The organism is Amycolatopsis coloradensis (genome assembly GCF_037997115.1).
GTDB lineage: Bacteria > Actinomycetota > Actinomycetes > Mycobacteriales > Pseudonocardiaceae > Amycolatopsis > Amycolatopsis coloradensis_A.
The window spans coordinates 2,050,893-2,071,538 of the sequence record NZ_CP150484.1 but is presented as its reverse complement, the minus strand read 5'-3'; the positions used below and the strand labels follow the sequence as shown (position 1 = coordinate 2,071,538).

Below are 20,646 nucleotides of genomic sequence, written 5' to 3'. Positions count from 1 at the left end.
TCCATGGTCCGCGTGACCACTCCCGGCGTGCGGCTGCTGCCGAACGCCATCACGGTGCTCGCCCTGTGCGCCGGCCTGTCGTCGGTGCAGTTCGCGCTGATCGGCAACTATCCGATGGCGATCGCGTCGATCGGGATCGCCGCGGTGCTCGACAGTCTCGACGGCCGGATCGCGCGGCTGCTGGACGCGACGTCGAAGATGGGGCAGGAGCTCGACTCGCTGTCCGACGGGATCTCGTTCGGTGTCGCGCCCGCGCTGGTGCTGTACGTCTGGCATGCGGAGGGCGAGCGGATCGGCTGGGTGGCGTCGCTGATCTTCGCGGTCTGCATGATCCTGCGGCTGGCGCGGTTCAACACGCTGATCGAGGATACCGAGCAGCCGCCGTACGCGGGCGAGTTCTTCGTCGGGGTGCCCGCGCCCGCCGGTGGTCTGCTGGCGATGCTGCCGCTGATCCTGGAACTGCAGTTCGGGCAGGGCTGGTGGTCGCACCAGTACGTGGTGTGGGTCTGGACGATCGCCGTCGCCGCGTTGCTGATCAGCCGGATCCCGACGCTGTCGCTGAAGACGGTGAAGGCGCCGCCCAAGGCGATCGCGCCGCTGCTGGTCGGGGTGGGCCTGCTGGCCGCCGCGATCATCCAGTTCCCGCTGGTGGCGCTGGCGATCGCGCTGGTGCTGTACCTGGCGCACATCCCGTACTCGGTGTACCGGCAACGGTGGCTGGCGAACCATCCCGAGGCGTGGATGGCGCCGCCGCGGGAACGGCGCGCGATCCGGCGGCGTTCGAGCCGCCGCCGTCTTGGCCTGCGCCCGCCGCTGCGCCGGGTGGTGGCCGGCGCCGCTCAGCGGGTCCGGCTCCAGCGAGGCGAACAGCACGTCGCGCGTACTCCGCGCACCATCAGCACCGACAAGGACCGCGACAACGGCCGAGGCCCGCGTCGCCGCTCGTGGCGCCGGGGGCAGCCCTGTCCGAGGGGCTCCCAGACTTGTTACCAACGGGTAAGCTCCAGTCCATGGTCCTGCGGAAGAACATCCTGATCACCGGGGCGAGCTCCGGACTCGGCGAGGGAATGGCCAGGCAGTACGCCGCCAGAGGCCGCAACCTGGCGCTGGCCGCCCGCCGGGTCGACCGGCTCGAAGCGCTCGCCGCGGAACTCAAGAAGGCGTACCCCGGCATCACCGTGGTCACCCGGAAGCTGGACGTGAACGACCACGACCAGGTCTTCGCCGTCTTCGAGGAGTTCCGCGAGGAGCTCGGCTCCCTCGACCGCGTGATCGTGAACGCGGGGCTCGGCAAGGGGCAGCGGATCGGCACCGGTCGGTTCGACGCCAACCGCGAAACCCTCCAGACGAACTTCCTCGCCGCGGCCGCCCAGATCGAGGCCGCCGTCGGCATTTTCCGCAAGCAGAAGAACGGCCACCTGGTGGTCGTGTCCTCCTTCCTCGCGCTTCGCGGTGTGCCCGGCAACGCCACCGCGTACGCCGCCTCGAAAGCGGGTATCTCGGCCTTCGCCGAGGGCACCCGGATCGAGCTGCTGAAGACGCCGATCAAGGTCACCACGCTGCATCCCGGGTTCATCGAATCGGAGATGAACGAAGACATCTCGAAGCTCCCGGGCGCCGTGAGGGCGGAGCCCGGCGCGCAGGCGCTGGTGAAGGCGATCGAATCCGAGACGGCGAAGGCGTTCGTGCCGACGTGGCCGTGGAGCGTGCTCTCGAAGCTCTTCCCGTTCGTCCCGGCGCCTTTGCTGAAGAAGTTCGGATGACGGTGGCAGCGGACAAGACCGTCGAGGTACGCGGAGAGGACTCGTTCGATCCGGCCGCGGTGCACACCTGGCTGGCCGGACGGGTGTCCGGGCTCGGTGACACGCCGCCCGAGGTCCGCCAGTTCCCCGGCGGCGCCTCGAATCTGACGTACCTGCTGGCCTATCCGGATCGCGAGCTGATCCTGCGGCGGCCACCCCTCGGGCACAAGGCCGCGTCCGCGCATGACATGCGCCGTGAATTCCGGGTCCAGCAGGGGTTGCGGCCCGTCTTCCCGTACGTGCCCGAGGTGCTCGCCTTCTGCGACGACGAAACCGTGCTCGGCGGCGACTTCTACGTGATGGAACGCCTCGAAGGCCTGATCCTGCGCGGAGATCTGCCCGCCGGTCTCGAACTGCCGCCGGACGGTGCGCGCGAGCTGTGCGGCAAGGTCGTCGACAGGCTGGTCGAGCTGCACGCCGTCGACGTCGAGGCAGCCTGCCTGGCCGACCTCGGCAAGGGCGCCGGGTATGTCGAGCGCCAGGTGCGCGGCTGGTCGGACCGTTTCCTCAAGGCGCGCACGGAGAACGTCCCGGACTGCGCCGAGGTGATGGCGTGGCTGAAGGACAATCAGCCGTCCGAGGTCAAGATCTGCCTGATCCACAACGACTACCGGCTCGACAACCTGGTGCTCGACGACGACCTCGACATCGTCGGCGTACTCGACTGGGAGATGGCCACCCTCGGCGATCCGCTGATGGAACTGGGCAGCACCCTGGCGTACTGGGTGCAGGACGACGATGACGACGTCATGAAGCTCAGCCGCCGTCAGCCGACGCACGTGCCGGGGATGTACACGCGCGAGGAGTTCGTGCGGCGGTACGCGGAGCGCTCCGGCCTCGCAATCGGCGACTGGACGTTTTACGAGGTGTACGGCCTGTTCCGGCTCGCGGTGGTGATCCAGCAGATCTACTACCGGTTCCACGAAGGGCATACGACCAACCCGGCGCTGAAGGATCTCTGGCAGTTCGTCGGCTACCTCGACGGCCGCTGCCGCCGGATCATCGGAGGAGGACACGCGTAGATGGGCGCTATCTACCTGGTCCGGCACGGGCAGGCGTCGTTCGGCGCGGAGAACTACGACCAGCTCTCGCCGCGCGGCTTCGAACAGTCCACTGTGGTCGGTGAGGAACTGCTGCGGCGGGGTGTCGAATTCACCCAGGCGCGAGCGGGTTCACTCGCTCGCCAACGGGACACGGCCGCGACGGCGTTGAAGGTGCTCGGTTCCGGGATCGCCGTGGTCGAGGACGAACGCTGGAACGAGTACGACCACGTCGACATCGCGAAGCACCACGCCGCCGGGGTTCAGCAGACCGACTCGCGGGCGTATCAGGCCGCTTTGGACGGTGCGCTGAACGCCTGGGTCTCAGCGGGAGCTTCCGGTCCGTGCGCCGAGACCTGGCCCCGGTTCCTGGATCGGGTCAAGGGTGCGCTGGCGGATGTCGTGGCGTCGCTGGGGAAGGGTGAGCACGCCGTCGTCTTCAGCTCCGGTGGCGTGATCGCGACAGTCTGCGGCGCGCTCATGGGCACGCCGGAGGCTGGGCTGCTGAAACTGAACCGGGTCACCGTGAACGCGGGCATCACCAAACTGGTGTCCGGCCGCGGTGGGGTGACCTTGTTGTCGTTCAACGAACATCCGCATTTCGAGGCGGAAACCGCGGAACTACTCACTTATCGCTAGGAGAAACGCGATGGCGTTCGGCGAGGTCACGGTCATCCCGGTCAACGGGCACGGTCCCGAGGACGTCGTGGTCGACGACCAGGGGCGGATCTACACCGGCGTCGACGACGGGCGGATCCTGCGCGTCACGCCGGACGGCGGGCGGATCGACGTCCTCGGCGACACCGGCGGGCGTCCGCTGGGGCTGGAGTTCTACGGCGAAGACCTCCTGATCTGCGACGCCAAGGCCGGTCTGCTCACCATGCCGCTCGCGGGCGGCCCCGTCACCACGTTGGCGACTTCGGCGGTGGGGCTCGACTTCGTGTTCTGCAACAACGCCGCCGTCGCCTCCGACGGCACGGTGTACTTCACCGATTCGTCGCGCCGCTTCGGCATCGAGAAATGGCGCGACGATCTGATCGAGCAGACCGGCGGCGGCAGGCTCCTGCGGCGCACGCCGGACGGGAAGATCGAGCAGCTCGCCGACGGTTTCCAGTTCGCCAACGGTGTCGCGCTGCCGCCCGACGAGTCCTATGTGGCCGTCGCGGAGACCGGCGCCTACCGGGTCGCGCGCGTGTGGCTCACGGGCGACAAGGCGGGCACGCGGGACTACCTCGTCGACGATCTGTGGGGCTATCCCGACAACATCTCGACCGGCAGCGACGGGCTGATCTGGATCACCGTGGCCAGCCCGAAGGTCCCCGCGCTTTCCTTGGTGCAGAAGCTCCCCGCGCCGCTGCGGGCCGGGGTCCGGGCGCTGCCGACGGCCCTGCAGCCCGCACCCGCGCGGGAATGCGGGGTGCGCGGCGTGACTCCGGACGGGAAGCAGGTCCACGAACTACGCGGGGAGATCGACGGATTCCATGTGCTCGTCGGCGTCCGCGAGCGGGCCGGGACGCTTTACTTCGGCTCGCTGGAGGACAACGCGATCGCCGTGACGACGGTCTGACTCAGTCGAGACAGAACTCGTTGCCCTCCGGATCGTTCATCACGATGAAGCCGAGGCTCAACGGCTGCTCGGGCTCGAAGCGCTGAATCCGCTTCGCCCCCAATGCGACAAGCCTGTCGCACTCGGCTTCGAGCGCCGCCATGCGCTCGTCTCCCACGAGCCCGGGTGCGGCGCGGATGTCGAGGTGGACGCGGTTCTTCGCGATCTTGTCCTCCGGGACCTGCTGGAAGAAGATCCGCGGCCCTTCACCGTCGGGGTCTTCGAGGGCCGACCTGGTGTTGCGCTGATCCTCGGGCACGCCGACCCGCTCGAGGAAATCGGCCCACGCGTCCAGCGGGTCGGTGCCTTCGGGCACCTCCACCCCAGGAGGGCCGGGGTGGACGTAACCCAGGGCGTCACGCCAGAAGGTCGATAGAGCTTTGGGGTCGAGGGCGTCGAAGCTGACCTGGAATTCGCGGCTCTTGCGGTTCATGGGACCACTCTGACATGCCTAGCGGACAGAATCGGTCCGCTATCTCTGGCACAGTGGGTGACATGGAGGACGAGCGCGGGACGACCGAACGGGTGCTCACCCTGCTCGGCCTGCTGCAGCAGCGCGCGGTGTGGACCGGCCCGGAACTGGGCGAACGGCTCGGCGTCACGCCGCGAACGATCCGGCGCGACGTCGAACGCCTGCGCGCGCTCGGGTATCCGGTGCAGGCCAGCAACGGCGTCGGCGGTGGATACCAGCTCGGGCCCGGCCACGACATGCCGCCGCTGCTGCTGGACGACGAGGAGGCGATCGCCACCGCGGTCTCACTGCTCGCCGGCGCGGGCAGCGGTGAGGCCGCGCTCCGGGCGCTGACGAAACTCGACCGGGTGCTGCCGACCAGACTGCGCCACGAGGTGAGCGCGCTGTCCGGTTCGGTGGTCGCCTTCGACGGAAGCCGCGCGCCGATCGACCCCGACGTACTCATGACCCTGGCCCGTGCTTGCCGCGACGAGGTCGAGGCGGGCTTCGCGTACCCGTCCTCCTCGGGTTTCGCGGTGCGGCGGGTCGAGCCGTATCGGCTGGTGGCTTCCGGGCGGCGCTGGTACCTGCTCGCCTACGACCTCGACCGGGACGACTGGCGCACCTTCCGTGTCGACAAGATGACCGAGGTTTCCGCGCGATCGTGGCGTTTCCGCCCGCGCCCGGCTCCCGACGCGGCGGCCTACGTGCAGGAGAACATCGCCAGCCGCGTCTACCGGCACCAGGCGCGATTCCTGGTGCACGCCCCCGCTCCGGTCGTGCGGGCGCAGATCCCGGCTTCGGCGGCCGTGGTACGGGAACGGGGCCGTTCGCGGTGCGAGGTGGTGAGCGGGGCCGGGGATCTCGACTTCCTGCTGATGCACGTGGTGGTGCTGGGGCACGCGTTCGAGGTGATCGAGCCGGTGGAGCTGGGGGAGCGGTGCCGGGTGCTGGCCGATCGGTTGCTGTCCGCTGCCGGTTCTGTTTCTCCGCATTCAGCCGACTAACTGCGTGAGGGCTTCGCATTCAGTCGGCTAATTGCGAGTCGCTCAGGGTGATTTGGCGTTGGCGACTGTTTCACCCTTCAGTGTTGTCGATGCGAGTTGGCCTGTTGCTCAGAATTACGAACACGTGTTCGATGGAGTTGCGGCATTTGAGGGGTGTCCGAGACCCTTCTTCCCGAGTTGCCGCAGGAGTTGTGGCGCGCTGGCAAGCTGGAGCTTGCGCATGGCGTGGAGCAGTCGTTGCGGGTGATTCGGATGGCGACCGCCTGTTTGGGGCGGTTCCTGGCAGAGATCGAGTCTCGTGGCGTCAAAGACTTGTATGGGTATGGCAGTACGGCGAGCTGGCTCGCGGATCTGGCGGGATTGTCGCGCGGCGAGGCGGGTCCGATAGTGAAGCGGGCGATCGCCCTGAACCCCACCCGCGCTCTGGATGGCACGGAGGTTCCGCCTGTCGCTCCCGCCACTGCCGCTGTCGCCGCTCAGGGATTGGTCGGGGACGAAAGGATCGATCAGATCCTGGAGATCTTGAAAAACCTCCCGGCCGAGATTTCGGCGGAGGATCGGGCGGGTGCGGAGAGGATCCTGGCGAACCTTGCCCCGAGCGCTGGTCCGCGGCAGCTCGCTGAGGCTGAGGCGAACCTGCTGGGCTTGCTGAATCCGGACGGCGACGAGCCGAAGGATCCTGAGTCGAAGGAGCCGCGCCGGGAAATCACCCTGGAGCGCCGCAAAGACGGCTTCTGGAAGCTGACTGGTCTCCTCGACGATGAGACCGGTGCCCGCACGGCCGCTGCTTTGGAGGCGCATGCCCAGCCGCGGCCGGTGGACGAGTTCGGTCAGGCGGACTTGCGGATGAAGTGCGAGCGCATGGGGGATGCCTGGGCTGAGCTGCTGGACCTGGCCATCGCCTGTCCGGATCAGCCGGGAACCGGCGGTTACCGCACCTTGGTGCATGTCACGGTCGGGCTTGAGGAGTTGAAGTCCGGTCTCGGCGCCGCCTGCCTCGACTTCGTCGGCACGATGACCGCCCGTGAAGCCCGACTAGCCGCCTGCGACTGTCTGATGTTGCCGATGGTGATGGGTGCCTCGGGTGAGCCTCTGGATATGGGGCGGCTGCGCAGATTCGTCACGCCCGGCCAGAGACGCGCGTTGAACATCCGCGACGGTGGCTGTGCGTTCCCGGGGTGTCATCGGAAGCCGAAGAATTGCCACGCTCATCATATTGAGCACTGGGCAGACGGCGGGCCAACGGATCTTCGGAATATGGTGCTGCTCTGCGGTTTTCATCATCGGTTGATTCATCACGGTGACTGGGAAGTACGGATGGCGGCCGATGGGTTACCGGAGTTCATCCCACCCCAATACCGGGATCCGCTCCGACAACCCCGGCGTAACACCCTGCACCACCGCTGAACCCCGAGGAGCCCGCCAGCCACCCGGCGGGCCCCTCGTCATGCCTGGCGCCGGCCAAGCCCGGTGACCGTGTGGATTTCTGGTCATCCAACGCCCCAAAATCCACACAGTGCATCGCCGGCGGACCGATCACGGCCGAAAGGCCGACGCTCGGCAAAGCGACGGTCAGCGAAAAGCGCTCATCGCCCGGTCCACTGGGGCGAACGCCCGGCCGTCCACGCCGCGTAGAACTCCCCGTGGTCCTTCGCCGTCATCAGCAAAGCCTGCGTGATCGCCTCCAGCTCGATGGAACTCCCCAGGTCCATATCCAGCTCCCGCGTCAACAGGACCTTCGTCGTCCCATACGCCAGAGCAGGTCCATCGGCCAAACGTCGAGCCAACGCGGAAGCCTCGGAAGCAAGCTCGGCGTCGGGCACCACCTTCGAGGCCAGGCCGATCGCCTCCGCGCGGGTCGCGTCGATCTTGTCGCCCAGCATCAGCAATTCGGTCGCCCGGCCCAGGCCCACCAGCCGCGGCAGCAGGTACGCCGAGCCCATGTCCGCGCCGGCCAGGCCGACCTTCGTGAACAGGAAGGCGAACTTCGCCGAGGACGCCAGCAGCCGGAAGTCGCTCGCCAGCGCGATCACCGAACCCGCGCCCGCCGCGATGCCGTTCACCGCGGCGATCACCGGGATGGGGCACTCCCGCAGCGCCTTCACCACCGCGCCGGTCATCCGCGTGAACTCCAGCAGCTCCGCGGACTCCATCTTCTGCAGCTCGCCGATGATCTCTTCGACGTCGCCGCCGGAGCAGAAGCCGCGGCCCCGGCCGGTGACGACCAGCACCCGGACGTCGCCGCGGTGCGGCAACTCGGCCAGCAGATCGCGCAGGTCCGCGTAGACGTCGAAGGTGAGTGCGTTCAGTTTTTCGGGGCGGTCCAAGGTGACCGTGGCGACGCCATCGTCCACAGTGAACTCGAAGTGCTCCCAGTCCGCCGTGATCGGCGGCGTGGCGCGGAACGGGCTCATGACTGGATCCCACCTCCATCGAGGACGAGTGTCTGTCCGTTGATCGCGGCGGCTTCGGGCGCCGCGAAGAAGGTCACCGCGTGGGCGACCTCGTCGGGTTCGAGCAGGCGACCAAGGGGCGACGCGGCGGCCAGGGCGGCTTCCGCGTCGGCTTCGTCGCGGCCGGTCCGTTCCTGGATCCTGGCGACCGACGCGGCCGTCATGTCCGTGCGCACGAAGGCCGGGCAGACGGCGTTCGCGGTGACGCCGGTGCCCGCCAGTTCCGCGGCGGTGGCCCGCATCAGGCCGACGGCGGCGTGCTTCGACGCGGTGTACCCGGCCGTGTAGCGGTAGCCGATATGCGACGCCGTCGAGGCGACGGTGACGATCCGGCCGGTGTCGCGCGACCGCATACCGGGCAGAACCGCGCGTGTGCACAGGAAAGCACCGGTCGCGTTGACCTCGATCTGGGTGCGCCACTGCTCCAGCGACGTCTTCGCCAGCGGGGCGCTCGCCGAGATGCCGGCGTTGTTCACCAGCACGTCCACCGGGCCGAGGCCGTCGAAGTACCGCGCGACGGCGTCTTCGTCGGTGACGTCGCACTCGGCCCGGCCGGGGGCGTGCACCTTGTCCCCGGCAGCCCGGAACCGGGCGGCGATGGCCGCGCCGATCCCGCGGGTCCCGCCGGTGACGACGACGATCCTGCTCACTCTGCCTCCACCCGGCGCAACGCGCGCCGATCGAGTTTTCCGTTGGCGGTGCGGGGGAGTTCGGTCACGAACACCACCTCGCGCGGGTACTTGTGCTTCGCCAGGTGTGCCCGAGCGTGGTCTTTCAGTTCCTCGGCCGTGGCGGAAGCGCCCTCCGCCAGGACGACGCACGCCCGCGGGACGACCAGGCCGTCGACCGTGACACCCAGTACCGCGCAGTCGACGACCGCGGGATGACCGATGAGACAGTCTTCGATCTCGCTCGGCGCGACGAACACACCCGACACCTTCAGCAGGTCGTCGGCGCGGCCGTGGTGGTGGAAGTACCCGTCGCCGTCGCGGCTGAACAGGTCGCCCGTGCGCAGGGTGTCGCCGCGGAACGTCCGCGCGGTCTTCTCCGCGTCGCCGTAGTACTCGCGCGCGATGGTCGGGCCGGTCACCTCCAAGGTGCCGATCTCCCCATCCGGTAGGGGATCGCCGCTCTCGTCGAGGACGCGAGCGGTGTAGCCGGGTACCTCGCGGCCGAGGCTGCCGACCCGCTGCGCGCCGGGAACGTTGGACAGATAGATGTGGTACGCCTCCGAGGAGCCGATCCCGTCGATCACCGGGACACCGAACAGGCCGTCCCACTTGCGATGCAGCTCCGAAGGCAGCGCCTCGCCCGCGGACGTCGCGAGCCGTAGCGAGCTCATGTCCACAGTAGACGCCGCAGGGTGAGCGATCATCGCGCTCATCATGGTCGGCACGTTGACCAGGATCGTGGGCCGGTAGCGCTCGATCAGCGAGAACAGCAGGTCGGCGGTGCTGCGCTGCGGGAACACGATCCCGGACGCGCCGACACCGAACGGGAACAACGCGGTCAGATCGCGCGCGTAGCCGAAGAACAGCTTCGGCACGGCCAGCACGCGGTCGTCCTCCCGGAGGCCGAGCACGCCGAGCGCGTACCGGTCGAAGCTCTCCAGCGCGCTACGCGCCGGGTGCACGCATGCCTTGGGGGAGCCGGTGCTCCCGGTGGTGAACTTCCAGATCGCGACGTCGTCCAGCGTGGTCGGCGCGGCCTCCAGTTCGGCCGACGCGGATGCGGCCAGCGCGTCGAACGAGTGCTCGCCGGGCTCCAGTGCGACATCGCCGACGACCAGCAGGTTCCGCGCCCCGGCTTCACGCAGCGCGGGCAACGTCGAGCCGTCCGCGATGACGACGGCGGCCTCGGTGTAGTCCAGGTAGTACGCGTAATCCTTGGGCTGGAGGAAGGAATAGACCTCGGCGGTGACCGCGCCGATCTTCTGCGCCGCGTACCAGACGGCCACGAACTCCACGCCGTCGTTCAGCGCCAGCAGAACCCGCTGTCCACTTCGGACACCGAGGTCCCGCAGCACGTTCCCGGCCCGGTTCACCCGCGCCGCCAGATCCGCGTAAGTGACTTCCTCGTCGCCGCACAGCAACGCCGTCCGCTCGCCGGGAAGGCGGTCGACGAAATGGGTCGCCAGATTGAAGGTCATACCAGTTCCCGGATCGCTTCGACCAGGATGTCGGTGAGCACCGAGAAGGTCTTCTCGCCCTCTTCGGCGGTCGCCTGGGCGGGAGTGCCGCAGTAGGCCTCGGTCATCCCGGCCGAGACGAAGTCCGTGACGCCGGTGCGTGCCAGGTCGACGTGGACCGGGGGCAGGTCGCGCTGGACGGCGGCGTCGACGAGGTCCGGCCGGTCGGCGAGCATCAGAGAGGTCTCGTACTGCCCGGCATGACATTCGCCGGAGCGGAACTCCGTGGTGAGCCGAGCGGAGTACCGGCGGCGGACCAGATCGACGAAGCCGACGCCCGCCGCCTCGGCCACGCGCCGCAGCACCACCAGATGCGCCGGTTCGAAATGGTTGTTGACCAGCAGGATCCGGGTGAGCCCCTGCTCGGTGAGCGCGCCGCAGATCTCGGTCAGCAGCGCGTACAGGGTCTCCTCGCCGATCGAGATGCCACCCGCGAACCCGGCGGCGAATCGCGTCACCCCGTACGGCACCTCGGGCAGGATCAGCACCCGGACCCCGGGATCACCCGCCAGCCGCGCGGCGGCGCGCTCGCACATCCCGCGTGAGATCAGGGGATCCGTGCCCAGCGGCGCGTGTGGTCCATGCGGCTCGACGGCGCCCACCGGCAGCAGTAGCACGGGAACGCGCTCGTCGGACGCGAGCGCGGCGACCTGAGGTGAGCTCAACTCCGCGAAGTACGTCACCCGAGTCAAGCTACATGGCAGCGGCCTGAGGTGTATAGAGTTGCTCGTATGCCCGAATCGGCCGCGCCCCACGGCGACCCAGGTCCCCAGGAACTGGTGATGACGCTGCTCGGCACCTACGTGTCGCCGCGCGAGAGCCGCCGTGTCTGGTCCGGCGGCCTGGTCGGCGTGCTCGCCGGGCTCGGCTTCTCCGACGGCGCCGCGCGGATCGCCCTGGCCAGGCTCGCCCGCCGTGATCTGCTCGCGAGACACAAGGCGGGCAGGCTCGTCCACTACTCGCTGACCCGCCGCACGATCGCGCTCCTGGAGGACGGCGACCGCCGGATCTTCTCGCTCGGCAGGCGCGAACGCGAGGTCGGGGAGTGGACCGTGCTGTGGCAGAGCATCCCGGAGAGCCGCCGCCAGGCCAGGGAACGTTTGGTGCGCCGCCTGCGCTTCCTCGGATTCGGGCCGGTCCAGGACGGCACCTGGATCGCCCCGCACGACCGTGAGGCCGAGGTGCTCGCCCTGCTGGGCGAGCTGGACGTCTCCGAACACGCCGGGCTGATGCTCGGGAAACCGTCGGCGAGCCTCGACGTCCGGCGCTTCGCCGCGAGGGCCTGGAACCTCGACGGCCTCGCCGCGCGGTACGACGCGTTCGTCCGGGATTTCGGCGGATACTCGGGTGACCTGCCCGACGCCGAGGCGTTCCGGGTCCGAACCTGGCTGACGCACACGTTCCGCGCCTTCCCGTCACTCGATCCGGAGCTCCCGGTCGGGCTGGTGCCCGCTCCGCCGAGCCGGGCGGCCGCGGTCGACCTGTTCCACGATCTCTATCACGCGCTGGCCCCGGCGGCGCAACGCCATTTCGACGAGGTGACGGAAAAATGACAGGTGACCGGGAGCGGGCGCCCAGGCAGCGCGATCAAGGTCGGCGCGATATCGATGGAGTGACAGGAAAATGAACGACACTCAGGCCGCATTGAGTTACACATCCTACCTTTCGCTGGACGAATTGCTGGACGCACAGCGTCCGCGGTCCGACGAACACGACGAATTGCTCTTCATCGTGATCCACCAAGTGTATGAACTTTGGTTCAAACAAGTTCTCCACGAGGCGCTTTACCTGCAGGAGCAACTCGAAGCGGGTAACACCGCTCACGCCGTCCGCACACTGAGGCGAATCCTGACTATCTTCAAGGTGGTGGTCGCGCAGATCGATGTGCTCGAGACGATGACTCCGAGCCAGTTCACCAGTTTCCGTGCGCGACTCGACGCTTCGAGCGGGTTCCAATCGGCTCAGTTCCGTGTTCTGGAGGCCGTCCTCGGCCGCCGGGACGAGCGGGTGTTCGCGCACTACCCCGAAGGCGGTGACCAGCGTGCCCAGATCGCGGACGCGATGTCACGGCCGTCGCTCTTCGACTCCTTCGTCACCTACCTCGCGGTGAAGGGGTACGACGTCCCGACCGGGCGCGATGTCACCAAGCCACTCGAACCCTCTCCGGCGCTCCAAGAAATTCTGTTGCGGGTCTACCGCGACGACACCGGGCCGTCCGTCGTGGCGGAGCACCTGGTCGATCTGGACGAAGGGATGCAGGAGTGGCGGTATCGGCACGTGAAGATGGTCGAGCGGACCATTGGAGACAAGACCGGGACGGGGGGTTCGTCGGGAGCGCACTATCTGCGTACGACGCTTTTCTCCCCGATGTTCCCGGATCTCTGGGCTGTGCGGAGCAGGCTTTGACGAACCTCGACGAACTCCGCCGCGACCCCAACGCGCTCGCGGCGCACTACACGGAATTCGGTGTGGCGGGCCGGATGCTGTTGACCGGGCACTCGCACCAGGCCTGGCCGGACGTCGCGCGCGAAGGCCTTCTCGAAGCCTTCGCCGACGCCGCCGAAGAGGTCGACACCAAGTGGGCGCGGGCCTTCGCCAAGGCGGACGAGATGCGGGCCGGGTTCCGGGCGCTGCTCGGTGACCCGCACGGCGACATCGCGCTCGGCGCCAGCACCCACGATCTGGTGATCCGGTTCCTCTCGGCGATGGACCTGCCGCGCCGTCCGCGGCTGGTCACCACCGACGGCGAGTTCCACACGCTTCGCCGTCAGCTGGGCAGGCTGGCCGAGGAAGGGGTCGAGGTGGTCCGCGTCCCCGCGGCGCCGGTCGCCACGCTGGCCGAACGCGTCGCGGCCGAGGTCACCGAAGACACCGCCGCCGTGCTCGTCTCGGCGGTGCTGTTCGAGACCTCCCGCCTCGTGCCGGGTCTCGCGCATCTCGCCGACGTCTGCCTTTCGAAGTCGGTGAACCTCGTCGTCGACGCCTACCACGCGCTCGGCGTCGTCCCGTTCTCGCTGCACGACCTCGGGCTCACCAACGCCTGGGTCCTCGGTGGCGGCTACAAGTACCTCCAGCTCGGCGAGGGCAACTGCTTCCTGCGGATGCCCGCGCACGCGCAGGAACTGCGGCCGGTCGTCACCGGCTGGTACGCCGAATTCGGCGCGCTCGCGGACGAGCGCCGGCCCGGCCAGATCGCCTACGCCTCCGGATCGGACAGGTTCGCCGGAGCGACCTACGACCCGACGAGCCACTACCGCGGCGCTCGCGTCTTCCGCTTCTTCGCCGAGCACGGGCTCACACCGGAGTTCCTGCGGGAGGTATCGCGGCACCAGGTGGGCTTCCTCGCCGAGGGCTTCGACCAGCTCGGGCTGCCCGAGGACGTCATCACTCGCGACCGGGAAACGCCGCTGGACCGTATCGGCGGCTTCCTGTCGCTGAAATGCGCCGACGCCGGCGCGCTGCAGACCGCGCTCGCAGAACGCGGCGTCCGGACCGACAGCCGCGGCGCGTACCTGAGGTTCGGGCCGGCGCCGTATCTGTCCGACCGGCAGCTCGATTCCGCGCTCCACGTCCTTCGAGAGGTCGTCAACGGCTGAGACACCTCGCCCCCGGCTTGGCGAACGGACCGGGGCGATCTAGGTTTGCGATGTGGCACCGTCGCCGCCGGACGACCTTCGTCGGGGACTGTGCCTTGTTGCAGGAACTTCGCACGTGAGCCACAAGCAGCGTGCACTCCAGGACAAGGAGTCACCACAGTGACCGAAGTGTTCGGCCAAGGTACCGGCCATGAACAGGTCGTCTTCTGTCAAGACCAGGCCACCGGCCTGAAGGCCATCATCGGGATCTACTCGACGGCGCTCGGGCCGTCGCTGGGCGGGACCCGGTTCTACCCCTACGAGTCCGAAGACGCCGCGCTCGCGGACGTCCTCGCGCTGTCGAAAGGGATGGCCTACAAGAACGCGCTCGCCGGGCTCGACCTCGGCGGCGGCAAAGCCGTCATCATCGGCGACCCCCAGAAGCACAAGACCGAAGCGCTGCTTCGCGCCTTCGGCCGGTTCGTCCAGTCGCTGGGCGGCCGCTACATCACCGCCTGCGACGTGGGCACCTACGTGCAGGACATGGACATCGTCGCCCGCGAATCGGAGTTCGTCACGGGCCGCTCGCCGGAGAACGGCGGCGCCGGCGACTCCTCGGTGCTCACCGCTTTCGGTACCTACCAGGGAATGCGTGCCTCCGCGGACGCCGTCTGGGGAGTCCCGGACCTCGCGGGCCGCAAGGTCGGCGTCGCCGGGGTCGGCAAGGTCGGGCACATTCTCGTCGGGCACCTGATCGAGGCAGGTGCGCAGGTGGTCATCACCGACGTCTCGCCCGCGGCGATCGAGCGCACCCGCGCGGCGTACCCCGGCGTCGAGGTCGTCGCCGACATCGACACGCTGATCCGCACCGAGCTCGACGTCTTCGCGCCGTGCGCGCTGGGCGGGGTGCTCACCGACGCGACCGTCGGCGTGCTGCGGTCCAAGATCGTCTGCGGCGCGGCCAACAACCAGCTCGCACACCCGGGCGTCGGCAAGCAGCTCGACGACCGCGGCATCCTCTTCGCGCCGGACTACCTGGTCAACGCGGGTGGCGTGATCCAGGTCGACGACGAGCGGCACGGCTTCGACTTCGCGCGCGCCAAGCGCAAGACGACGGCCATCTTCGACACCACCAAGGCGGTCTTCGCGCTGGCGAAGGCCGACGGTGTCCCGCCGGCGACGGCGGCCGACCGGCTGGCCGAGCGCCGGATGGCCGAGGTCGGCGGACTGCGGTCGATCCTGACGGTGTAGCTCTCAAGCGCAATGAAGGGGCCTTTCATCGCAAAATTTGCGATGAAGGGCCCCTTNCGTGAGGATTTCGCAAAATTTGCGATGAAAGGCCCCTTCATTGCATCGGCAGGGCGCGGAGACCTCAGCCGCTCTTGCGACGGAAGGTGCGCTTGTTCGCGGCCGGACCGTGCGCGTGCAGGTTCTTCCCGCCGCCGTTCTCGTGCGCCGAGCCCGAACGGGCCTGGGCCTGCTTGCGCTCAAGGGCCTCGCGGAACTTGCGCTTGGTGTCGTCCTCTTCGCCATCCGCTGGGGACGGTGCCGGTTCAGTCATTGCTACCTCCGAGGTGACGACATGTGACGTCCTCACCCTGTCAGGAACCGACCGGCTTGGCGAGTCGATTTACGTCACCTGGGCGGCGTGGGCAGCTGGACCGGGCCGCCGAAACGGACCCGGTTGCGCAGCAGCGGCCGCCAGCAGTGGTCGCACAGCAGGATCGGCTTCAGCCGGTTACCGCAGTCCACGTGGTCGAGCGTGATGTCCGGCTCCTGACCCGGGACCTCGAAACCCCGCGACCACTCGGCGATGAAGGCCAGCGCGGGGAAGAACGCGAGCCCTTTCGCCGTCAGCCGGTAGTCGTGCGCGTCGGTGCGGGTCTTCGCGGTCCCGGTCCGCAGTACGCCGACGTCCACGAGCTTCGACAGCCGTCCCGAAAGCACGCTCGGTCCGATGCCGAGTTCGCGTTCGAACTCCGAGAAGTGCCGTGCCCCGAGCAGCGCGCTCACCACGAGCCCGGTCGACCACCGGTCTCCGAGGAGCTCCATGGTGTCGGGGAAGAACATCAGCGGATCGCCCGCGAGGGATTCGGCGTCCTTGCGGCGAAAGCGTTTCGACGCCGTCGCTTCGACGACGCCGGTGTCGTCGAGCCGTCGCGCGCGGACGTCGCGGGCGTCGACCCGCCGTTCGCAGGAGGCGCAGCCGAGCGGCGCCGAAGTGGCCAGCTCGCAGTCGAGGTGGATCAGCGTCGGCAGCACGGCGCGCCGTCCATCGACCCATTCCCGTTCCCAGGCCCAGATCGAGATCAGCAGCGGCCACAGGTCGAGGCCGCGTTCGGTGAGCCGGTACTCGTGCCGCGTGCGGCGCGCGTCCCGGTACGGCGTGCGGACGAGCACGCCCGCCTCGACCATCGCGCGCAGCCGCCCGGACAACGCGGTCGGGGAGATACCAAGCCGCAGCCGGAGTTCCTCGTAGCGGCGGAACCGCAGGAAGAGGCTCTGCAGGATCAGCAGGGTCCACTGGTCCCCGAGCAGCTCGAGTGCTCGGCGCAGTGGATCGCCCGCAAGCCGGACGCGCTGCGCCGTTGCCTCTGTCACGTGATTCCTTCCTAGGGTTGTGTCGCTGCAGCGTACTACTGACTACAGCAGTAGAAGCCTATTGACACCTGACTACAGCAATCGTAGTGTCACGGCCATGGCCAGTACCTCCGAACAGCCGGTGCTGGTGGCGGCCGCCACCGGCGAATCCGAGGTCAACCCGTATCTGATGGGCGTCTACGCCCCGGTCGGGGAAGAGATCGACGCGAGCGATCTCGAGGTCATCGGCGAGATCCCCGCGGATCTGAACGGCGTGTACCTGCGCAACGGGCCCAACCCCCGGTTCGAGCCGGAAGGGCGCTACCACTGGTTCGACGGCGACGGCATGATCCACGCCGTCCACCTGGAGAACGGCAAGGCCCGCTACCGCAACCGCTGGATCCGCACCAAGGCCTTCGAGGCCGAATCCGCGGCGGGCAAGGCGCTCTGGAAGGGCGTCATGGAATCGCCCAAGGGCAACCCGTTCGGCAACACGCACGGCCTGAACGTCAAGGACAGCGCCAATACCGACCTGATCTTCCATCGCGGCAAGGTGCTCTCCACCTGGTACCTGTGCGGCACGCCGTACTCGGTCGACCCGCTGTCGCTGGAGACGCTGGGCGCGGAGGACTTCCTCGGCACGCTGGTCGGCGACATGATGGCCCATCCGAAGGCCGACGAGCGCACCGGCGAGCTGTTCTGGTTCGACTACGGGCCACGGCCGCCGTACCTGCGTTACGGCGTGATCGGCGCGGACGGCAAGGTCGCGAGCACGACCGAGATCGAACTCCCCGGCCCTCGCCTGCCGCACGACATGGCGATCACCGAGAACTACGCGATCCTGATGGACTTGCCGCTGGTCCAGGACATGGAGGCGGCTCGTAACGGACGGCACAAGCTGCTCTTCGACCGTTCACTGCCGAGCCGGTTCGGGGTGCTTCCTCGCTACGGTAACGGTAGCCAGATCCGCTGGTTCGAAGCCAGCCCCTGCTACATCTACCACGTCGTCAATTCCTGGGAGCAGGGCGAGGAAATCGTCCTCGACGTCTGCCGCGTGCAGCGGCCGCAACCGCGTGCCGACGCGCACACCCCGCTCGCCAAGATGCTGTCGTACCTGCGGCTGGACGCTTCGCTGCACCGCTACCGGTTCAACCTGCGGACCGGGCAGTGCCTGGAGAACCAGCTCGACGACGACAACACCGAATTTCCGTCCGTCGACTCGAGGGTGGTCGGCGGCCGGAATCGCTTCTCCTACGCGGTGCACATCTCGCCGGATTCGACGCTCAAGTTCGACGGCCTGGTGTGCTACGACAATCGTGCCGGCGTCAAGACGGAACACCGTTTCGGTCCTGGCCGGTGGGGCGGTGAGGCGCCGTTCGCACCCCGCGACGGCGCGGCCGCCGATTCCGACGACGGCTATCTGGTGACCTTCGTCCAGGACGAGCGTGAGGGGCGCTCGGAGCTGGACGTCTTCGACGCCGCCGATCTCGCTGCCGGACCCGTGGCCAGGGTCCTGTTGCCCCAGCGTGTCCCGCTCGGTTTTCACGCGACCTGGGTCCGGGCGGACCAGCTGGAACCTTCCCGTACCCGATGATCCCCTTCGTGCCCGCCCACCGGAGGGGTGTGGGCAGGCGCAGGGTCGGAAAGCCGCGTCCGAGTCGCCCCTTCCAGGGGGTTGGGCGACTCGGACGCGGCGGCCGCCAGGCGACGCCGTACCACTCCGGCGAGTGAGCCGATCGCGGTCGCGGCGGCGAAGACGACCGCGGCGACGCCGGTCTCGGCGGTGAACTGGAGCGCGCCCAGCGTTCCGGCGGTGAATCCCGAATGGACACTCCAGGCGATCACCGCCGTCCCGGCGGTCGCGGTCGCGCTCGTCGCGATTCCGGTGACGAGTATGACCAAACCCAAAGCCAGCAAGGAAAAGACGTGATGTCGCGCCGAACCGAGGAGCCCGGCCGCCGACGCCGCGGCGACGACGGCGACACATCCGAACGGGAAGCCGAAACACTCGGTTTTCCTCATCCGTCCAGGGAACACCGCGTCACCGGACGGGTCGCGGGCGTGAACGGCTTCCCTACGCCTCCGCCGGGATTCTTGACGGGATCCTGACCCTCAGGCCTTACGCGCGTGCGCGACGATCGCGTCGGCGATCGCGGGCCACAACTGCCGCGGCAGTTCGTGCCCCATCCCGGGGAACAGCAGCAGTTCGGCGTCCGGGATCGCTTCCGCGGTCGCCTTCCCGCCGCTGACGTTGATCAGCGGATCGCTCTCGCCGTGGATGACGAGCGTCGGGACCCGGACCTCGCGCAGCTCCGCCGTGCGGTCACCCGAAGCGACGATGGCGGCGGCCTGCCGTAACGCGCCCGCGGGGTGATTCGCCCGGTCGTAATTCCGGGTGGCCTTCATCCGCAGGAATTCCTCGTCGGACGGGTGACCGGGCGAACCGACGAGCTTGAACCACTCGACACCGTCTTCGATCGCCCGCTCCCGGGTGGCCGCCGGCGGCCGCGTCAGCCCGGCGAGCGCGGCGGGCTCGGGATGCCCGACCGAGGGATCCCCGGTGGTCGACATGATCGACGTGAGGCTGAGCAGTCGCTCCGGCGAGTCGATCGCGAGCTGCTGCACGATCATCCCGCCCATCGACGCGCCGACGACGTGCGCGCGGCCGAACCCGAGCGCGTCGAACAGCCCGGTGACGTCGGCGGCGAGATCCGACAGCAGGTACGGCGCGGAGGTCTGGTCGCCCGCGGCGAGCGCGGCCAGATCCGGCGCGGGAAGATCGTCCAGATAGGACGAAAGGCCGACGTCGCGGTTGTCGAACCGGACGACGTGGAACCCGCCGGCGGCGAGTAGCTCGCAGAAGCCGACCTCCCACGTCACCATCTGGGCCCCGAGGCCCATCACCAGTACCAGCGGCGGATCCGCGGGGGAGCCGAAGGTGTCGTACTCGAGTTCGAGGCCGTTCACACGCGCGCGGGGCATGGCACGATCCTGCCGGAAGCCCCCGCCGTACGACCAGCCGAATGCGGATACGGTAGCCCGCATGCCGACTTTCCCCGAAGACGCGGGTTCGCGCCCCAGGTCCCGCGCGGCTTCCGGACGGCCGGCCGTCACCAGGGACCGGATCGTCGACGCCGCGCTGGAGCTGTCGGCCGAGTCGGGCCTGGAGAACTGGACGCTGCGGCAGCTCGCGGCCGCCGTCGACGCCTACCCCGCGGTCGTCTACCACCACGTGGGCGACCGGGACACCGTCGTCGTCGCGGTGCTGGACCGGGTGGTCGGCGAGCTGACCCTGCCCGACGAGACCCTGCCGTGGCGGGAGTGGTTCGACGAGTTCCTGCCGACGGTGCGGAGGGTGCTGCGCCGCTATCCCGGTTCGGCGCGGCGGCTGGCCCTGTTCGGGCCGTCGGTCGCCGCCGCCGTGCCGACCATGAACGCCGGCATCGGCCGTCTGCTCGCGGCGGGCTTCGGCACCGAGTCGCCGTTCGCATACAACCTGCTGCTCGCCACCGCGTGCCAGTTCGTCGCGATGGAGGACGACCGCGAGAGCGCGATGGCGCTCCAGCTCGACCGCTGCGAGGGCTACGCGTCGTACCGCACGCGCGAGGACCTGCCGGGGATGGCGGCGCTGGGCGAGTCGGTTTCGGCGCTGGTCGCGGATCCTGACCTCGCCGCTGGTTACTACGAGCGTCTTTACGACTACGCCGTGCAGCGCTGTCTCGACGGATTGGAAATCAGGCTCACCCAGTTGAACGCTCTGGGAAGTTTGACAGAGCCGTGACAGGGAATCGGCGTAGTGTGGAGGAATACCGGTGCTCGTCACCGGTCCTGAAGCCCCTGGCACCCACCTCCCCCTCGAGGTGCCGGGGGCTTCTCTTTTCAGCGATGGCACCGGTGGCTGGTTGCAGGTCGGTGAAGGCCTCCTTGCCTACCCTGAAGGTAGG

22 protein-coding genes are annotated in these 20,646 nt (G+C 68.6%); 13 read left to right on the top strand and 9 right to left on the bottom strand.

The features are described 5' to 3' along the window. The first annotated feature begins 3 nt into the window (after positions 1 to 3). The 5 genes from pssA to LCL61_RS09635 are packed head-to-tail and all read left to right on the top strand — an operon-like array spanning position 4 to position 4,409. Positions 4 to 1,035: a CDP-diacylglycerol--serine O-phosphatidyltransferase gene (gene pssA / locus LCL61_RS09655; RefSeq protein ID WP_340686526.1), complete on the top strand. Its 1,032-nt coding sequence runs from the start codon at positions 4 to 6 to the stop codon at positions 1,033 to 1,035. Continuing rightward, positions 1,011 to 1,763 (top strand): SDR family oxidoreductase, encoded by a 753-nt coding sequence (locus tag LCL61_RS09650; protein ID WP_340686525.1) that lies wholly within the window; start codon positions 1,011 to 1,013, stop codon positions 1,761 to 1,763. Before pssA ends, LCL61_RS09650 begins: the two co-directional genes overlap by 25 nt. Then, entirely contained in the window at positions 1,760 to 2,824 is a 1,065-nt protein-coding gene (locus LCL61_RS09645) for a phosphotransferase family protein (RefSeq protein WP_340686524.1), read from the top strand. Before LCL61_RS09650 ends, LCL61_RS09645 begins: the two co-directional genes overlap by 4 nt. Continuing rightward, positions 2,825 to 3,481, top strand: coding sequence for a histidine phosphatase family protein (locus LCL61_RS09640; protein ID WP_340686523.1), 657 nt, complete (start codon positions 2,825 to 2,827; stop codon positions 3,479 to 3,481). A 10-nt stretch (positions 3,482 to 3,491) separates the two neighbouring features. Then, positions 3,492 to 4,409, top strand: coding sequence for an SMP-30/gluconolactonase/LRE family protein (locus LCL61_RS09635; RefSeq protein WP_340686522.1), 918 nt, complete (start codon positions 3,492 to 3,494; stop codon positions 4,407 to 4,409). A 1-nt stretch (position 4,410) separates the two neighbouring features. Here LCL61_RS09635 and LCL61_RS09630 read toward each other — a convergent pair whose 3' ends face one another. After that, a complete protein-coding gene (locus tag LCL61_RS09630) occupies positions 4,411 to 4,881 on the bottom strand; it encodes a VOC family protein (protein ID WP_340686521.1) in 471 nt (156 codons plus the stop codon). A gap of 62 nt (positions 4,882 to 4,943) precedes the next feature. Between LCL61_RS09630 and LCL61_RS09625 the strand changes: the two genes are divergently transcribed. Beyond that, positions 4,944 to 5,906: a YafY family protein gene (locus tag LCL61_RS09625; protein ID WP_340686520.1), complete on the top strand. Its 963-nt coding sequence runs from the start codon at positions 4,944 to 4,946 to the stop codon at positions 5,904 to 5,906. A gap of 153 nt (positions 5,907 to 6,059) precedes the next feature. Next, positions 6,060 to 7,313, top strand: coding sequence for an HNH endonuclease signature motif containing protein (locus LCL61_RS09620; RefSeq protein ID WP_340686519.1), 1,254 nt, complete (start codon positions 6,060 to 6,062; stop codon positions 7,311 to 7,313). A gap of 179 nt (positions 7,314 to 7,492) precedes the next feature. Here LCL61_RS09620 and LCL61_RS09615 read toward each other — a convergent pair whose 3' ends face one another. The 4 genes from LCL61_RS09615 to LCL61_RS09600 are packed head-to-tail and all read right to left on the bottom strand — an operon-like array spanning position 7,493 to position 11,230. Beyond that, a complete protein-coding gene (locus LCL61_RS09615; protein WP_340686518.1) occupies positions 7,493 to 8,320 on the bottom strand; it encodes an enoyl-CoA hydratase family protein in 828 nt (275 codons plus the stop codon). Beyond that, entirely contained in the window at positions 8,317 to 9,009 is a 693-nt protein-coding gene (locus LCL61_RS09610; protein ID WP_340686517.1) for an SDR family NAD(P)-dependent oxidoreductase, read from the bottom strand. The genes LCL61_RS09615 and LCL61_RS09610 overlap by 4 nt, the downstream gene beginning before the upstream one ends. Next, positions 9,006 to 10,508, bottom strand: coding sequence for a benzoate-CoA ligase family protein (locus LCL61_RS09605; protein WP_340686516.1), 1,503 nt, complete (start codon positions 10,506 to 10,508; stop codon positions 9,006 to 9,008). The genes LCL61_RS09610 and LCL61_RS09605 overlap by 4 nt, the downstream gene beginning before the upstream one ends. Continuing rightward, on the bottom strand, positions 10,505 to 11,230 hold the full coding sequence (locus LCL61_RS09600; protein WP_340686515.1) for a creatininase family protein: 726 nt from the start codon (positions 11,228 to 11,230) through the stop codon (positions 10,505 to 10,507). Before LCL61_RS09600 ends, LCL61_RS09605 begins: the two co-directional genes overlap by 4 nt. A gap of 48 nt (positions 11,231 to 11,278) precedes the next feature. Between LCL61_RS09600 and LCL61_RS09595 the strand changes: the two genes are divergently transcribed. The 4 genes from LCL61_RS09595 to LCL61_RS09580 all read left to right on the top strand — a co-directional run bounded on the left by LCL61_RS09595 (position 11,279) and on the right by LCL61_RS09580 (position 15,373). Then, on the top strand, positions 11,279 to 12,100 hold the full coding sequence (locus LCL61_RS09595; protein ID WP_340686514.1) for a PaaX family transcriptional regulator: 822 nt from the start codon (positions 11,279 to 11,281) through the stop codon (positions 12,098 to 12,100). Positions 12,101 to 12,170: 70 nt separating this feature from the next. After that, positions 12,171 to 12,953 (top strand): tryptophan 2,3-dioxygenase, encoded by a 783-nt coding sequence (locus LCL61_RS09590; protein ID WP_340686513.1) that lies wholly within the window; start codon positions 12,171 to 12,173, stop codon positions 12,951 to 12,953. After that, positions 12,950 to 14,143, top strand: a complete 1,194-nt coding sequence (locus LCL61_RS09585) for a kynureninase (protein ID WP_340686512.1) — start codon at positions 12,950 to 12,952, stop codon at positions 14,141 to 14,143. The genes LCL61_RS09590 and LCL61_RS09585 overlap by 4 nt, the downstream gene beginning before the upstream one ends. Before the next feature lie 159 nt (positions 14,144 to 14,302). Further along, positions 14,303 to 15,373, top strand: a complete 1,071-nt coding sequence (locus LCL61_RS09580) for a Glu/Leu/Phe/Val family dehydrogenase (protein WP_340686511.1) — start codon at positions 14,303 to 14,305, stop codon at positions 15,371 to 15,373. A gap of 121 nt (positions 15,374 to 15,494) precedes the next feature. On the opposite strand, the gene LCL61_RS09575 is transcribed toward LCL61_RS09580, so the two are convergent. Together LCL61_RS09575 and LCL61_RS09570 are read right to left on the bottom strand one after the other, a co-directional pair. Continuing rightward, the gene (locus LCL61_RS09575) at positions 15,495 to 15,683 is read right to left on the bottom strand and encodes a DUF5302 domain-containing protein (protein WP_005162443.1); all 189 of its coding nucleotides are present in this window, start codon (positions 15,681 to 15,683) and stop codon (positions 15,495 to 15,497) included. 74 nt (positions 15,684 to 15,757) lie between these two features. Beyond that, positions 15,758 to 16,723 carry a winged helix-turn-helix transcriptional regulator gene (locus LCL61_RS09570; RefSeq protein WP_340686510.1) on the bottom strand — a complete coding sequence of 322 codons (966 nt, stop codon included), beginning with the start codon at positions 16,721 to 16,723 and terminating at the stop codon, positions 15,758 to 15,760. A gap of 97 nt (positions 16,724 to 16,820) precedes the next feature. Between LCL61_RS09570 and LCL61_RS09565 the strand changes: the two genes are divergently transcribed. After that, positions 16,821 to 18,296, top strand: a complete 1,476-nt coding sequence (locus tag LCL61_RS09565; protein ID WP_340686509.1) for a carotenoid oxygenase family protein — start codon at positions 16,821 to 16,823, stop codon at positions 18,294 to 18,296. Here the strand turns inward: LCL61_RS09565 and LCL61_RS09560 are convergent. Then, positions 18,245 to 18,724 carry a hypothetical protein gene (locus LCL61_RS09560; protein WP_340686508.1) on the bottom strand — a complete coding sequence of 160 codons (480 nt, stop codon included), beginning with the start codon at positions 18,722 to 18,724 and terminating at the stop codon, positions 18,245 to 18,247. The genes LCL61_RS09565 and LCL61_RS09560 overlap by 52 nt on opposite strands. Before the next feature lie 90 nt (positions 18,725 to 18,814). Next, the gene (locus LCL61_RS09555) at positions 18,815 to 19,684 is read right to left on the bottom strand and encodes an alpha/beta hydrolase (protein ID WP_340686507.1); all 870 of its coding nucleotides are present in this window, start codon (positions 19,682 to 19,684) and stop codon (positions 18,815 to 18,817) included. 61 nt (positions 19,685 to 19,745) lie between these two features. On the opposite strand from LCL61_RS09555, the gene LCL61_RS09550 reads away from it, so the two are divergent. Next, entirely contained in the window at positions 19,746 to 20,483 is a 738-nt protein-coding gene (locus tag LCL61_RS09550) for a TetR/AcrR family transcriptional regulator (RefSeq protein ID WP_340686506.1), read from the top strand. Positions 20,484 to 20,646 lie beyond the last annotated feature (163 nt).